Source organism: Serratia sp. NGAS9, from assembly GCF_009905295.1.
In the GTDB taxonomy this organism is placed as follows: Bacteria; Pseudomonadota; Gammaproteobacteria; order Enterobacterales; family Enterobacteriaceae; genus Serratia; species Serratia bockelmannii.
Map to the genome: position 1 here is coordinate 1,051,368 of NZ_CP047605.1, position 14,744 is coordinate 1,066,111.

Here is a 14,744-nt window from a genome sequence, read left to right on the forward strand (position 1 = left end):
GAGAAAGTATGAAACGTTTACCTATATCGCTGGCGGTTGCTGCTCTGCTGGCCAGCCCATGGGCGATGGCGAAGACCGTCGACGCCGTCGCCAGCTTTTCCATTCTGGGTGATATCGTCAAAGAGGTGGGCGGCGATCACGTTAAGGTCAGCACGCTGGTGGGGCCGGATGGCGATCCGCACAGCTTCGAGCCTTCGCCGCAGGACGGCAAGAAGCTGGCTCAGGCTGATGTGGTGTTCGTCAGCGGTCTGGGGCTGGAAGGGTGGATCGATCGCTTGGTCAGCGCTTCGGGTTATAAAGGGCAGGTGATCACCGCTTCACAGGGGATCAGTACCCGCCAGATGGAAGAGGACGGCAAACCGATTACCGATCCTCACGCCTGGAACAGCATGAAAAACGGCGTACAGTACGCCACTAACGTGATGAACGCCCTGATTGCCGCCGATCCCGAGGATGCCAACTATTTTCGCCAGCGCGGAGCCGAATACATTCAGCAGCTGCAAAAACTGGACCAGTGGGCCAAAACCCAGTTCGCCGCAGTGCCACCACAGAAACGTAAGGTGCTGACCAGCCATGATGCGTTTGGCTACTTTGGGCAAGAGTATGGCGTCACCTTCCTTGCCCCGGTCGGGTTTTCCACCGAGGCCGAAGCCAGCGCCAGCGACGTGGCCAATCTGATCAAGCAAATCAAACAGGAAAAGGTCAACGCTTACTTTATCGAAAATCAGACCGATCCGCGGTTGGTGAAACAGATCGCCGCCGCCACCGGCGCCAAGGCGGGCGGCGAGCTGTACCCTGAAGCGCTCTCCCGCGCGGGCGGCCCGGCGGCCACCTATGAGCAGGCGTTCAAGCACAATGTCGACGCGCTGCTGAGCAGCATGAAGTAATCTCCGCCCCCGCCTGCCGGCGGGGGACGGCTTGCAGGTACTTTCTCGCCGTAAAAAAAAGCCCCGTTGAGCAGCAACGGGGCTTTGCGACAGATGACACTTTGGAGTTAACGCTTTTTCTTACGTCCCTGTACCGCTTTGAATCGCGGATTGCTTTTACAGATCACATAGATGCGGCCACGACGACGCACGACTTTGCAATCCGGGTGGCGGTTTTTCGCCGAACGCAATGAACTCAATACCTGCATGGGGTTTCCTTGTTACTTATTGCCGATAAAGCGGCCAAAGCGCTGCTGGAAGCGCGCCGTGCTGCCTTCTTTGGAATAGTCTTTCTGCTTGCCGGTGTAATACGGATGCGAAGCAGAAGAGACGTCAAGGGTGACATACGGCCAGCTTTCGCCGTCCAGTTCGATGGTGCGATCGGTTTTGATGGTCGATCCCACTTTGAAGTAGGCATTGGCGCTGACGTCGTGGAACACCACGGTGCGGTAATCGGGGTGGATGCCGGGTTTCATAATGGCCCTCTCGTGTAATGTTATACTATAACAATAATTATGCGCCGACCTGGCATCGCGATCAAGCGCAAATTGCACACAAAAGTGAATTAATGAGAACGGTTTGCATTAAGCAACTGAAGCAAAAGAAAAAGGCCGCATGCGCGGCCTTTTCGGTTATCGGGTGGAGCTCACATCACTGAGCGATCAGTGGTGCTCTACCGGATGGCTGTGTTCCAGGTCCTCGTTCTTCTTGCTGAAGCGGCGGCGAACCACCACGAAGAACACCGGCACGAAGAAGATCGCCAAGACGGTGGCAGTGATCATCCCGCCCATTACGCCGGTACCTACCGCGTTCTGTGCGCCGGAGCCTGCGCCGCTGCTGATAACCAGCGGCAGAACCCCGAGGATGAAGGCCAGGGACGTCATGAGGATTGGACGCAAACGCATACGCACCGCTTCCAACGTCGCTTCGATCAGACCTTTGCCTTCTTTCTCCATCAGATCCTTGGCGAACTCAACGATCAGGATGGCGTTCTTCGCCGATAGACCGATGGTGGTCAGCAGCCCCACCTGGAAGTACACGTCGTTGTTCATGCCGCGCATCGTCGCGGCCAGCAACGCACCGATAACCCCCAGCGGCAATACCAGCATGACCGAGAACGGCACGGACCAGCTTTCATACAGCGCTGCCAGACACAGGAACACCACCAGAATCGAGATGGCGTACAGCGCCGGCGCCTGGTTGCCCGACAGACGTTCCTGATAGGACATACCGGTCCAGTCGTAACCGATGCCACTTGGCAGTTTGGATGCCAGCTGTTCCATCAGGTTCATCGCTTCACCGGTACTCTTGCCCGGTGCGGCCTGGCCCAGAATTTCCATCGACGGCAGGCCGTTATAGCGTTCCAGACGCGGTGAGCCGTATTCCCACTTCGCCGAAGAGAAGGCGGAGAATGGCACCATCTGGCCGCTGGTACCGCGCACGTACCACTTGTTGATGTCTTCCGGCAGCATACGGAACGGCGCGTCGGCCTGTACATACACCTTCTTCACACGACCGCGGTCGATGAAGTCGTTGACGTACGAACCACCCAGGGCGGTGCTCAGCGTGCTGTTGATGGTAGTGATGCTGACGCCCAGCGCCTTGGCTTTCTCCTGATCGACGATCAGTTTGAACTGCGGCGTATCTTCCAGGCCGTTCGGGCGCACACCCACCAGCACGTCCGGATGCTGAGCAACCATGCCCAACAGCTGGTTACGCGCTTCGGTCAGTTTTTCGTGCCCCAGGCCACCCTGGTCAATCAACTCGAAGTCGAAGCCGGTTGCGGTACCGAGTTCGATGATCGCCGGCAGGTTGAACGGGAACACCAGGCCTTCTTTAATCTGCGAGAAGGCACCCATGGCACGGCCCGCGATCGCCTCGACCTTGTTCCCGGCCCCTGGACGCTCACCCCAGTCTTTCAGGCTGACGAATGCCAGGCCGTTGTTCTGGCCGTTACCGTTGAAGCCGAAGCCCGCGACGGTAAACACCGAAACCACGTTGTCCTTTTCCTTGTTCAGGAAGTAGTCGGAGACTTCTTCCAGCACTTTGTTGGTACGGGACTCGGTGGCACCGGCAGGCAACTGCACCATGGTCAACAGAATGCCCTGATCTTCGTCCGGCAGGAACGAGGAAGGCAGGCGCAGGAACAGCAGGCCCATGCCAACCACGATCAACAGGTAGATGATCAGATAGCGGCCGGTGCTGCGCAGGATGTTGCCCACGCTGTCGGTATAGTGATGCGTGCTCTTCTCGAACATGCGGTTAAACCAGCCGAAGAAGCCTGTTTTAACCCCGTGATCGCCTTTCGGGATCGGTTTGAGTAGGGTGGCGCACAGCGCCGGCGTCAGGATCAAGGCCACCAGCACCGACAGCGCCATCGCGGACACGATGGTGATCGAGAACTGGCGATAGATGGCGCCGGTTGAACCGCCGAAGAACGCCATCGGCACGAATACCGCCGACAGCACCATGGCGATACCCACCAGCGCGCCCTGGATCTGGCCCATCGATTTACGGGTAGCTTCTTTCGGCGGCAGCCCCTCTTCGGACATGACGCGCTCGACGTTTTCCACCACCACGATGGCGTCATCCACCAGCAGGCCGATCGCCAACACCATGCCGAACATCGTCAGGGTGTTTATCGAGAAGCCGAACGCGGCGAGGATCGCAAAGGTCCCCAGCAGTACTACCGGCACCGCGATGGTTGGGATCAGCGTCGCGCGGAAGTTCTGCAGGAACAGATACATCACCAGGAAGACCAGGATGATGGCTTCGATCAGCGTTTTCACCACTTCGTTGATGGAGATTTTAACGAACGGGGTGGTGTCGTACGGATAAACCACTTTCATCCCTTGCGGGAAGAATGGCGCCATCTTGGCCAGCTCGTCTTTCACACCTTTGGCGGTGTTCAAGGCGTTGGCGCCGGTCGCCAGTTTGATACCCAGGCCGGCGGCAGGCTTGCCGTTGTAGCGAGCGGTAACGGCATAGCTTTCCGCGCCGCGCTCGATATGAGCGACGTCGCGCAGGCGTACCTGAGAACCGTCGGTATTCACTTTCAGCAGGATCTTGCCGAACTCTTCCGGCGAAGTCAGACGGGTCTGCGCGATGATCGAGGCGTTCAACTGCTGCCCCGGCACCGGCGGCAGGCCGCCCAGCTGGCCTGCGGCGATCTGGTTGTTCTGCTCGGTGATGGCGGAGGTCACGTCCGTGGTCGTCAGTTGGAAGTTGTTCAGCTTGTTCGGATCCAGCCAGATACGCATCGCGTACTGGGCACCGAACAGCTGCACTTCACCCACGCCGGACGAACGGCTGATCGGGTCCTTGATGTTGGACGCCACGTAGTCCGCAATATCGTCCTGAGTCATGTTCGGATCGTCGGAAACGAAGCCGGCCACCATCAGGAAGCTGCTGCTGGATTTTTCTACTTTCAGGCCCTGTTGCTGAACTTCTTGCGGCAGCAACGGGGTGGCCAACGACAGTTTGTTCTGAACCTGAACCTGCGCGATGTCAGGATCGGTGCCGGAATCAAACGTCAGGGTAATGGTGACGCTACCAGAGGAATCACTGGTGGAGGACATGTACATCAGGTTATCGATACCGTTCATGTTCTGTTCGATAATCTGCGTGACGGTATCCTGCACCGTTTTGGCATCTGCGCCCGGGTAGTTGGCGGAAATACTCACCGCCGGCGGTGCAATAGTGGGATACTGCGCGATTGGCAGTTTCATTATTGCAAGCACCCCCGCCAACATGACGATGATGGCGATTACCCAGGCGAAAATCGGGCGATCTATAAAGAACTTAGCCATGTATTACAGGCTCCTTTTTATGACTTCTGCGCTTCAGACTGCGGCTGTTTTTGCGCCTGAGTGTCAACTTCCTGCACTTTTACCTGCGCGCCCGGATGCACTTTCATCAGGCCGGAGACGATCACGCGATCGCCGGATTTCAGGCCATCGGTAACCAGCCATTTGTCGCCGATCGCCTGGTCGGCCTTCAGCGTGCGCAGCTCAACTTTGTCGTCTGCCCCTACCACCAACGCCGTCGCGTCGCCGCGCGGGTTGCGGGTAACGCCTTGCTGAGGCACCAGCAGCGCATCGCTGCGCACGCCTTCGTCCAGACGGGCGCGTACGAACATGCCCGGCAACAGCGTATCGTTCGGGTTAGGGAACAGGGCGCGAATGGTGATGGAGCCAGTGGTTTCATCGACGGTGACGTCAGAGAACTCCAGCGTGCCTTCCTGCGCGTATTCGGTGCCGTTTTCCAGCATCAGTTTCACTTTTGCCTTGCCGTTTTCCTGCTTCAGCGCGCCGCTGGCCAGCTCTTGCTTCAGGCGCAGGAAATCAGTGCTTGACTGGGTGACGTCGACATACATCGGATCCAGCTGCTGCACGGTAGACAGTGCGGTTGCCTGGCCGTTGCTGACCAGAGCGCCTTCGGTCACGGCGGACTTGCCGATGCGGCCGGAGATCGGAGAGGTCACCTTGGTGTACGCCAGGTTGATGCGCGCGGTTTCCACGGCGGCCTTGGCGGCCACGACGGCGGCGTCCGCCTGCTGCAGCGTGGAGACGGCGTTGTCGTAGTCCTGTTTACTGATGTAGCTCGTGCCCAGCAATGGCTTGTAGCGGTTTACCGTCACGCGTGCGATGGAAGCGCTGGCCTGTGCTTTGGCCAAATCGCCTTTCGCGCTGTCGTAGCTGGCTTGATAGGTTGCGGGATCGATTTGGTACAGAGACGTCCCGGCCTTGATATCGCTGCCTTCAACGAAGTTGCGCTTCAGGATGATGCCGCTGACCTGAGGGCGAACTTCGGCGATACGATACGCAGCGGTGCGGCCAGGAAGATCGGTAGTAATGTTGAGAGGCTCAGCCTTCAAGGTGACTACGCCCACTTCAGGCGCCTGTTGTTGGGCGCCTTGCTGTTGGGTTTCTTTATCGTTACATCCTGTTAGCACTAAGCTGCCTGAAAGCATCAGAACGGCCGCCAGAGGCGTTAACCCTCTGTTTTTGTTCATAGAAAAACCTCAAGTGTCCGATTTCAAAATGATCAATGGATCACAAGCTTTAAAACCCATTGCTGCGTTAATTATATGTGCGTGCTATGGTACATACATTCGCGAATGTATGTAAATCACACTCCCCCTAAATAACAATGCCATGGCACGAAAAACCAAACAGCAGGCGCAAGAAACCCGACAGCAAATCCTTGATGCTGCGGTGAGAGAGTTCTCTGAACGTGGCGTTGCTGCAACGTCACTGACAGATATTGCCACCGCTGCCGGGGTTACGCGTGGAGCCATCTACTGGCACTTCAAGAATAAGGTAGACCTGTTTAATGAAGTTTGGGAATCTACCGAGCCGAAAATTGACCAGCTCGAAACAGAGTATCAGGCAAAGTTTCCCGATAATCCACTGCGGGTTATCCGAGAAATTCTGATTTACATTCTGACGTCTACGGTTGAAGACGGCCGTAGGCGGGCGTTGATGGAAATTATATTCCACAAATGCGAGTTTGTCGGTGAAATGATGCCGCTGCTGGATTCGCGCAAGGTGCTGTACCTCGCCGGTTATGAACGCATCGAAGCGGTGCTGTATAACTGCATTCACCACGGGCAATTGCCCGCCGATTTACATACCCGTCGTGCGGCGATCATCCTGCGCGGTTATATCACCGGCCTGATGGAAAACTGGCTGTTTATGCCGGAAAGTTTCGATCTGCGGGCCGAAGCCGAAGCGCTGGTGGACGCGTTTTTGGAGATGCTGCAGTTTTGCCCCACCTTGCGCCTCAAACCCGACGCGGTGACGCCTGACGCCGACCGCGTTCCTTTATAAGGAGAGATTTCATGTCATCAGTTGTTCTTATTGCCAATGGCGCCGCCTATGGCCATGAATCCTTGTTCAATGCGCTGCGGTTGGCCATCGCCATGAAAGAGCAGCAGAGCAGCCTCGACCTGCGGCTGTTTCTGATGTCCGACGCGGTGGTGGCCGGGCTGGCCGGACAGCAGCCGCACGAAGGGTACCATCTGCAGCAGATGCTGGAGATCCTCACCGCGCAGCAGGTGCCGGTCAAGCTGTGCAAGACCTGCGCCGACGCGCGCGGCGTCAGCCGCTTGCCGCTGGCGGACGGCGTGGCGATCGGCACCTTGGTCGAGCTGGCGCAGTGGACGCTGGCGGCGGAGAAAGTGCTGACTTTCTGATTTCGCGACAACGAGACATCACCGGCAACGTTTTTGTTGTTCGTTGCCCGCCGGCGGTCGTGATAATCTTCAGGCTTCTTTACCGATCCGAAGCCAAATCATGCATCGCTGGTTGACTCTGCCTTCTCTGACGCCGCTCACGTTTGTCGGCGCATGCCGGCGGCGCATCGCCGCCGTGACACTCCTTTTCCTGATTTTTGCGTGTTGCTTGCCGGCACAGGCGGCGCTGAACGGCGATCTGCCGCAGCGCAGCGAAGTGCAAAGCCAGCTGGAAACGCTGAACAAACAAAAAGCCCTGACGCCGGTCGAAAAGCTCTCCCAGCAGGATTTGACCCGCACGCTGGAACTGCTGGATGCCATCGAGCGCAACCGGCAAGACGTCGCACAGCTTAAACAGCAGGTGCAGCAGGCGCCGGCGAAGCTCAATCAGGTCACCGCCGAACTGGATGCGCTGAAGCAGCCGACGGACAACGCGGCCGCGCGCGCCGCGCTGTTGCCGCTGTCGCTGCGCCAGCTGGAAAGCCGGCTGTATCAAACGCTCGACGAGCTGCAAAGCGCGCAGGAGAGCCTCTCGACCTACAACAGCCAACTGGTGTCGCTGCAAACCCAGCCTGAACGGGTGCAGAGCACCATGTACGCCGCTTCGCAGCGCCTGCAGGAGATCCGCAGCCAGCTCAGCGGCCAGACGCCGGGGCAAGATTCGCTGCGCAATAGCCAGCAGGTCATGCTGGCCACCGAACAGGCGCTGCTCAACGCGCAGTTGGAGCTGCAGCGCAAGAGCCTGGAAGCCAACACCACGCTACAAGATCTGCTGCAAAAACAGCGTGATTACACCACGGCGCATATCGATGCGCTGGATCGGTCGGTGCAGCTGCTGCAGGAGCTCGTCAACAGCAAGCGCCTGACGCTGTCTGAAAAAACCGCCAAAGAGGCGCAGAACCCGGAAGACGCCACCGATATCCAGCACGATCAGCTGGTCAGCAAGCAGCTGGACGTCAACCGACAGTTGAGCCAACAGCTGATTGCCGCCACCGAAGAGAGCAACACCCTGTTCCAGCAGAATATTCGGGTCAAAAACTGGCTCGATCGCGGTCTGCAGGCGGAACGTAACCTGAAAGAGCAGATCCAGGTGCTGAAGGGCAGCCTGGTGCTGTCGCGCATTCTGTATCAGCAGCAGCAGAGCCTGCCGCAGGGCACGCTGCTGGCTGATATAGACACGCGCATCGCCGATCTGCGGCTGGAGCAGTTCGATATCAATCAGCAACGCGACGATCTGTTCAAGGGTGAGGATTACATCAACCAGCTGGTGGCCGAAAGCAAGGAAAAGGCCGGCCCGGAAGTGATCGACGCACTGAACGAGATCGTCGACATGCGCCGCGAACTGCTGGATCAGCTGAACAAGCAGCTCAGCAACCAGCTGTCGCTGTCGATCAACCTGCAGATCAACCAACAGCAGCTCACCAGCGTCTACGGCTCGCTGCAGGATACGCTGACCCAGCAGATTTTCTGGGTCAACAGCAACAAGCCGGTCGATCTGGCGTGGCTGAAGGCGATGCCCGAGGCGGTGCGCGATCAGATTGCCGGGCTCGATCTCAAATTCGACGGCGGCAAGCTGGTGCAGGGCGGGTTGAATGCGCTGGTGTTCCTGATCCCGTTGCTGTTGGCGATCGGGGTATTGCGCTGGCGCTACCGGCTGATCGACAGTCATTTGCAAAAACTGGCCAACGACGTGGGGCAACTGAAGCGCGACGGCCAGCTGCACACGCCGAAGGCCATCGCGCTGACCTTGCTGAAAGTGTTGCCCGGCGCCGCGTTACTCCTCGGCGTCGGTTTCTGGATGTATCGCGCGGATTTCGGCATCAGCGACTTTATCTGGGCATTGTCGCAGCAGCTGGCGCTGTCATGGCTGGTATTCGCTTTCAGTTACCGCATGCTGAAACCGGGCGGCATCGCCGAGCGGCATTTCAACTTCGGCGCCAACCTGTGCGCGCATTACCGCCGCCAGACGCTGCGGCTGGGGCTGGCGCTGCAACCGCTGATCTTCTGGTCGGTATTGGGCGAGAAAGCGCCGCTGCGCCTGGTGGAAGACGTCATCGGCCAGATCGTGGTGATGTTGACGCTGGCGCTGCTCACGGTGCTGGTGTTCCCGCTGTGTCGCGACAGCTGGCGTGAAAAGGGGTCGCACGCCGTGCGGCTGGTGATGGTCACTGCGCTGGCCGCCACGCCGCTAATCCTGCTGGGGCTGATGTTCGCCGGCTACTTTTATACCACGCTGCGGCTGGCCAGCCGCTGGATAGACAGCCTGTATCTGTTCTTTCTGTGGAATATTGTGTACCTGACCGCGCTGCGCGGCCTGAGCGTGGCGGCGCGGCGTCTGGCCTACCGGCGCGCGCTGGCGCGGCGGCAAAACGTGGCGAAAGAGGGAGCCGAAGGCGGCGAAGCGGTGGTGGAAGAGCCGCCGCTGGCGCTCGATCAGATCAACCAGCAGTCGCTGCGCCTGACCACCCTGGTGCTGTTCGCCATCTTCGCCAGCGCCTTCTACGCCATTTGGTCGGATCTGGTGACGGTCATCGCTTATCTGGACAGCATCACGCTGTGGCATTACACCAGCACCGTAGCGGGCAGCAGCGTGTCGCAGGCGGTGACGCTGGGTAACATGATGGTGGCGATCGCCGCGGTGATCGTCGCTTATGTGCTCACCCGCAACTTGCCCGGCCTGCTGGAGGTGGTGGTGCTGTCGCGGCTGCAGCTGCGGCAGGGGGCGTCTTATGCCATCACCACCGTGCTCACTTACCTGATCACCGCCGTGGGCGCCGTGGTTGCGCTGGGATCGCTGGGCGTATCCTGGGACAAACTGCAATGGCTGGCCGCCGGTCTGACGGTCGGGCTTGGCTTTGGCCTGCAGGAGATCTTCGCCAACTTCGTCTCCGGCCTGATCATTCTGTTCGAACGCCCGATCCGCATCGGCGATACCATCACCATCGGCACCTTCTCCGGTTCGGTCAGCAAGATCCGCATTCGTGCCACCACCATTACCGACTTCGATCGCAAAGAGGTGATCATTCCGAACAAGGCGTTCGTCACCGAGCGGCTGATCAACTGGTCACTGTCCGACACCATCACCCGCGTGCTGATCAAGGTGGGCGTGGCCTACGGTTCCGATCTCGACAAGGTGAAAAAGGTGCTGCTGCAGGCGGCGCACGACAACCCGCGGGTGATGACCGATCCCGAACCGCAGGTGTTCTTCCTCAACTTCGGCGCCAGCACGCTGGATCACGAACTGCGGCTCTATGTGCGGGAACTGCGCGATCGCAGCTACACGGTGGACGAACTGAACCGCTCAATCGACCGCTTGTGCCGGGAAAACGACATCGACATTGCCTTCAATCAGCTGGAGGTGTATCTGCATAATCAGCAGGGCAATGAAGTGCAGGAAGTGAAAAGAACGCTCTCGCCGGATGAAGGCGGCCAGACGGCGGGCTGATGTGCGTTGAAAGATGGAAGGGACAGCGGTGCTGTCCCTGGTTACTGTCCGGCAGGCAGATAGGGAGAGGTGACGCCGGCGCGCTGCAGCTTTTCCTGATAATCCCGTTTGACGATATCCAGTGCTGCCAACGCGGTAGCCGGATCGATCTCGTTGCATTCCAGCAGGTAAATCAAGTCTACCGCCAGCTGCAGTTCGGGTGAGGCATTTTCCAGAGACATAGCACCTGCGCTTATTAATTAATGGGATGAAAAACTCGTGTCTCGCCAGAGTATAGTGAACCCGGCGCGCAACCGGGAATAATCATTAAAATATTGTGATAAATCTTCAAAAACCGTTTTCTTTGCGCTCGATATTGCGCTCGATGCGCGCCAGCGCCTGACGGCAGCGCATCAGTCTCCCCTCCAGCGCCGCCAGCTCGTGCTGCAGCTTTTGTTGCGCCGCCAGCGTGGTCTGGCGCCCCAGCAGGCTTTCCCGATCCTGAATCATGGCGATCAGCCGGCGTTCGTAATCCTGGTGCTCGGCCAGCTTGTGGTACAGATCGGCCTCGGGGGCTTCCTTCGGCTGATTCTTGCGCCGTAGCGCCTGGGTTGCCAGCTCGCGCTGCAGGGCAGAGATTTGGGCAACCAGTTTTTCGGCCAGAAAGGCCACCTGGCTGGCGCGGCTGTCGTTAGCGGCGTTTTGCAGCTGGGCGAAGTTTTTCTCCACCTCGGCCAGGTAGTCGCGCAGCCGCGTGCCGCGGTTGGCGAACAGGGCGGCGTCGAAGCGCGCCTGCGGGATCGGGGCGTCGCCGCGCGGAGTGACTTCGGCCGCCAGCGCCGCGATCTGCTGCGCCAACACCTGTAATAGACGCTGAGTGCTCACATAAGCTCCCTCTTGATTTCAACAGGCGTAAGCTTGCCCGCGATGCCGCCCTGAAACAAGCGCCGCATGCATATTCCGCCGGCGCGGCGCCGATGCTACAGTAAGCCGCAACCGATTGAGGAGCGAAGAGCCGCATGAAGCGAGGGTTATTGATCATTTTGGGCTGGCTGGCGGTGGTGCTGGCGACGTTGGGCGTGGTGCTGCCGCTGTTGCCGACCACGCCGTTCCTGCTGTTGGCTGCCTGGTGCTTCGCCCGCTCTTCGCCGCGCTTTCATCACTGGCTGCTGTACCGTTCCTGGTTTGGCCCTTATCTGCGCCACTGGCAGCAGCATCGCGCGCTGCCGCCGGGAGCGAAGTGGAAGGCGGTGCTAGTGATCGTGCTGACCTTCGCCTGTTCGCTGTGGCTGGTGAAAATCTGGTGGGTGCGCGGTCTGTTGCTGCTGATGTTGGCTATTTTGCTGACCTTTATGCTGCGCCTGCCGGTTATTGACCTGTCGCAACAAAAACAGCGCTGATTGTGCGCCGCTGGTTGCATTTGTCCGCCAGTTTGCATAGATTTGGGCGTTTTCGTGCGCGGATCGCCTGCCATTCCTTCTCCGGTGTGTTTCACCCAGAGGCGGCGGGTGAGCGGCGCGCCGGTTTTCAGGCAGCTTTATCAGGCAACAATTATGACCGCTACTGCGCAGCAGCTTCAGTTTATTAAAGACAGTATCAAAACCATCCCGGATTATCCGAAGCCGGGCATCCTGTTCCGCGACGTGACCAGCCTGCTGGAAAACCCGTTGGCCTACGCCGCCAGCATCGAGCTGCTGGTTGAGCGCTATCGCGAAGCGGGCGTGACCAAGGTGGTGGGTACCGAAGCGCGTGGTTTCCTGTTCGGTGCGCCCGTCGCGCTGGCGCTGGGCGTCGGTTTCGTGCCGGTGCGCAAACCGGGCAAACTGCCGCGTGCCACGCTCAGCGAAAGCTATGAGCTGGAGTACGGTACCGACAAGCTGGAGATCCACACCGACGCCATCACCGCGGGTGACAAAGTGCTGGTGGTGGACGATCTGCTGGCGACCGGCGGCACCATCGAAGCAACCACCAAACTGATCCGCCGTCTGGGCGGTGAAGTGAAAGACGCCGCGTTCATCATCAACCTGCCGGATCTGGGCGGGGAAGCGCGTCTGAACAAGCTGGGTATCGACTGCTACTGCCTGGTGGACTTCGCCGGCCATTGATGCGGCATCGCCCCTTGGGCACAACGGCCTCGCGGATCGCCGCGGGGCTGTGTTAGCATGACCCTCCAGATTACTCGACTTCTCCGGTATTAATGAGCTATCAGGTTCTCGCCCGTAAGTGGCGCCCTCAAACGTTCGCAGACGTGGTCGGCCAGGAACATGTCCTGACCGCGCTGGCCAACGGCCTCTCGCTGGGGCGGATCCATCACGCCTATCTGTTCTCGGGCACCCGCGGCGTGGGGAAAACCACCATCGCGCGCCTGCTGGCCAAAGGCCTGAACTGTGAAACCGGCATCACCGCCACGCCGTGCGGCCAATGCGACAACTGCCGTGAGATCGAACAGGGGCGTTTCGTCGATCTGATCGAGATCGACGCCGCTTCCCGCACCAAGGTGGAAGATACCCGCGATCTGCTGGACAACGTTCAGTACGCGCCGGCGCGCGGCCGCTTCAAGGTCTACCTGATCGATGAAGTGCACATGCTCTCGCGCCACAGCTTCAACGCGTTGCTGAAGACGCTGGAAGAGCCGCCATCGCACGTGAAATTCCTGTTGGCCACCACCGATCCGCAAAAATTGCCGGTGACCATTCTTTCCCGCTGCCTGCAGTTTCACCTCAAAGCGCTGGACGTCGATCAGATCCGTCAGCAGCTGGAAACGGTGCTGACGGCGGAGCAGATCACCAGCGACGCCCGCGCGCTGCAACTGCTGGCGCGCGCCGCCGACGGCAGCATGCGCGATGCGCTGAGCCTGACCGATCAGGCGATCGCCATGGGGCAGGGGCAGGTGACCGCCGCCACCGTCAGCCAGATGCTCGGCACGCTCGATGACGAGCAGCCGCTGGCGATCCTCGAAGCGCTGGTCAGCGCCGACGGCGAAAAGGTGATGGCGCAGGTCGCGCAGGCCGCTTCGCGCGGCGTGGACTGGGAAAACCTGCTGGTGGAGACGCTGGCGTTGCTGCACCGCATTGCGATGGTGCAACTGCTGCCTTCGATGCTCGACAACCACTACGCCGCCGTAGAACAACGGCTGCGTGAGCTGGCGCGCACTCTGCCGCCGGCCGATGTGCAACTCTATTACCAAACGCTGTTGGTGGGCCGCAAAGAGCTGGCCTATGCGCCGGATCGTCGCATGGGGGTTGAGATGACCCTGCTGCGTGCGCTGGCGTTTCACCCGAAAGCGGTGATCCCGGAGCCGGTGGCGTTGGTGCAGACCGCGCCGGCGCCGATGGCGCAACCGCAGCAGGCCACATCGCCACAGCCGCCGCAGTTTCAGGACGTGCCGCCCCCGCTAGGGCAGCCGGCCGCGCCGCAGCGACAATCATCGACCCCTTTACCGGATGCCACCGCCCAGCTGTTGAAAGCGCGGTCCCAGCTGCAACGGCAGCAGGGAGCATCCACACCAAAAAAGAATGAGCCGGCGGCGCCAGGAATAGCGCGGCCGGCAAACTCGGCGCTGGGGCGTTTGGCTTCCGTGACCGAGCGTAGCCAGCAGCGCCTGGCGGAGAAGAAGGTGCCGGAAAAACCGGCGAAGCCGGAAGCCTATCGCTGGCGCGCGCAGACCGAGCCGGAAGCGGCGCCGGAACCGTTGGCGACGCCGAAAGCGCTGCGCACGGCGTTGGAGCACGAGAAAACGCCGGAGCTGGCCGCCAAGCTGGTGGTGGAATCGCTGGAGCGCGACGCCTGGGCGGCGGAAATCGATAAGCTCAAGATCCCGAAACTGGTGCAGCAGCTGGCGTTGAACGCCTTCAAGCAGCAGCCGGAAGCGGGCAAGATTAACCTCCATCTGCGGTCTTCGCAGCGCCATCTGAATTCGCCTTCGGCGCAGAAGACGCTGGCCGAAGCGCTCGGCGAGCTGTACGGCAGCCCGGTTGAGCTGACCGTGGTGGAGGACGATAATCCGGCGGAGCGCACCCCGCTGGAGTGGCGACAAGCCATCTATGAAGAAAAGCTGGCGCAGGCGCGCCAGTCCATCGTTGCGGATACCCATATCCAGACGCTGTGCCGGTTCTTCGACGCGGATCTGGATGAAGAGAGTATCCGCCCCCTTTAAACG

At 59.8% G+C, this 14,744-nt stretch carries 13 protein-coding genes and 1 other annotated feature; of the genes, 7 read left to right on the plus strand and 6 right to left on the minus strand.

The window, feature by feature from the left end:
* Nucleotides 1-8: 8 nt before the first annotated feature.
* Entirely contained in the window at nucleotides 9-887 is an 879-nt protein-coding gene (locus GUC32_RS04955) for a metal ABC transporter substrate-binding protein (protein ID WP_025301782.1), read from the plus strand.
* 107 nt (nucleotides 888-994) lie between these two features.
* Here the strand turns inward: GUC32_RS04955 and ykgO are convergent, their stop codons facing one another.
* From ykgO to sdeX, 4 genes are all read right to left on the minus strand, one after another.
* Nucleotides 995-1,135, minus strand: a complete 141-nt coding sequence (ykgO, locus tag GUC32_RS04960) for a type B 50S ribosomal protein L36 (protein ID WP_004940304.1) — start codon at nucleotides 1,133-1,135, stop codon at nucleotides 995-997.
* 12 nt (nucleotides 1,136-1,147) lie between these two features.
* Nucleotides 1,148-1,402 carry a type B 50S ribosomal protein L31 gene (locus tag GUC32_RS04965; protein ID WP_004940303.1) on the minus strand — a complete coding sequence of 85 codons (255 nt, stop codon included), beginning with the start codon at nucleotides 1,400-1,402 and terminating at the stop codon, nucleotides 1,148-1,150.
* A gap of 186 nt (nucleotides 1,403-1,588) precedes the next feature.
* The gene (gene sdeY / locus GUC32_RS04970; RefSeq protein ID WP_025301783.1) at nucleotides 1,589-4,735 is read right to left on the minus strand and encodes a multidrug efflux RND transporter permease subunit SdeY; all 3,147 of its coding nucleotides are present in this window, start codon (nucleotides 4,733-4,735) and stop codon (nucleotides 1,589-1,591) included.
* Nucleotides 4,736-4,752: 17 nt separating this feature from the next.
* The gene (sdeX, locus tag GUC32_RS04975) at nucleotides 4,753-5,940 is read right to left on the minus strand and encodes a multidrug efflux RND transporter periplasmic adaptor subunit SdeX (protein WP_025301784.1); all 1,188 of its coding nucleotides are present in this window, start codon (nucleotides 5,938-5,940) and stop codon (nucleotides 4,753-4,755) included.
* 142 nt (nucleotides 5,941-6,082) lie between these two features.
* Here sdeX and acrR point away from each other — a divergent pair, with 142 nt between their 5' ends.
* The 3 genes from acrR to mscK all read left to right on the plus strand — a co-directional run bounded on the left by acrR (nucleotide 6,083) and on the right by mscK (nucleotide 10,606).
* Nucleotides 6,083-6,757, plus strand: a complete 675-nt coding sequence (gene acrR / locus GUC32_RS04980; RefSeq protein ID WP_043135668.1) for a multidrug efflux transporter transcriptional repressor AcrR — start codon at nucleotides 6,083-6,085, stop codon at nucleotides 6,755-6,757.
* 11 nt (nucleotides 6,758-6,768) lie between these two features.
* Nucleotides 6,769-7,122, plus strand: a complete 354-nt coding sequence (locus GUC32_RS04985; RefSeq protein ID WP_004940282.1) for a DsrE/DsrF/TusD sulfur relay family protein — start codon at nucleotides 6,769-6,771, stop codon at nucleotides 7,120-7,122.
* A 100-nt stretch (nucleotides 7,123-7,222) separates the two neighbouring features.
* Entirely contained in the window at nucleotides 7,223-10,606 is a 3,384-nt protein-coding gene (gene mscK / locus GUC32_RS04990) for a mechanosensitive channel MscK (RefSeq protein WP_369435587.1), read from the plus strand.
* A gap of 41 nt (nucleotides 10,607-10,647) precedes the next feature.
* On the opposite strand, the gene rsmS is transcribed toward mscK, so the two are convergent.
* Both rsmS and priC read right to left on the minus strand, forming a co-directional pair.
* Nucleotides 10,648-10,827, minus strand: coding sequence for a pleiotropic regulatory protein RsmS (rsmS, locus tag GUC32_RS04995; protein ID WP_016928837.1), 180 nt, complete (start codon nucleotides 10,825-10,827; stop codon nucleotides 10,648-10,650).
* 106 nt (nucleotides 10,828-10,933) lie between these two features.
* The gene (gene priC / locus GUC32_RS05000; RefSeq protein ID WP_025301787.1) at nucleotides 10,934-11,470 is read right to left on the minus strand and encodes a primosomal replication protein PriC; all 537 of its coding nucleotides are present in this window, start codon (nucleotides 11,468-11,470) and stop codon (nucleotides 10,934-10,936) included.
* A gap of 134 nt (nucleotides 11,471-11,604) precedes the next feature.
* On the opposite strand from priC, the gene GUC32_RS05005 reads away from it, so the two are divergent.
* The 3 genes from GUC32_RS05005 (at nucleotide 11,605) to dnaX (ending at nucleotide 14,741) form a co-directional block, all read left to right on the plus strand.
* Nucleotides 11,605-11,985, plus strand: coding sequence for a DUF454 family protein (locus tag GUC32_RS05005; RefSeq protein ID WP_043135674.1), 381 nt, complete (start codon nucleotides 11,605-11,607; stop codon nucleotides 11,983-11,985).
* A gap of 153 nt (nucleotides 11,986-12,138) precedes the next feature.
* Nucleotides 12,139-12,690, plus strand: a complete 552-nt coding sequence (gene apt / locus GUC32_RS05010) for an adenine phosphoribosyltransferase (protein ID WP_019454166.1) — start codon at nucleotides 12,139-12,141, stop codon at nucleotides 12,688-12,690.
* Between the two features lie 92 nt (nucleotides 12,691-12,782).
* Nucleotides 12,783-14,741, plus strand: coding sequence for a DNA polymerase III subunit gamma/tau (dnaX, locus tag GUC32_RS05015; RefSeq protein WP_127146258.1), 1,959 nt, complete (start codon nucleotides 12,783-12,785; stop codon nucleotides 14,739-14,741).
* Nucleotides 14,074-14,138, plus strand: a sequence feature (DnaX frameshifting element). It overlaps the preceding gene by 65 nt.
* Nucleotides 14,742-14,744: the final 3 nt, after the last annotated feature.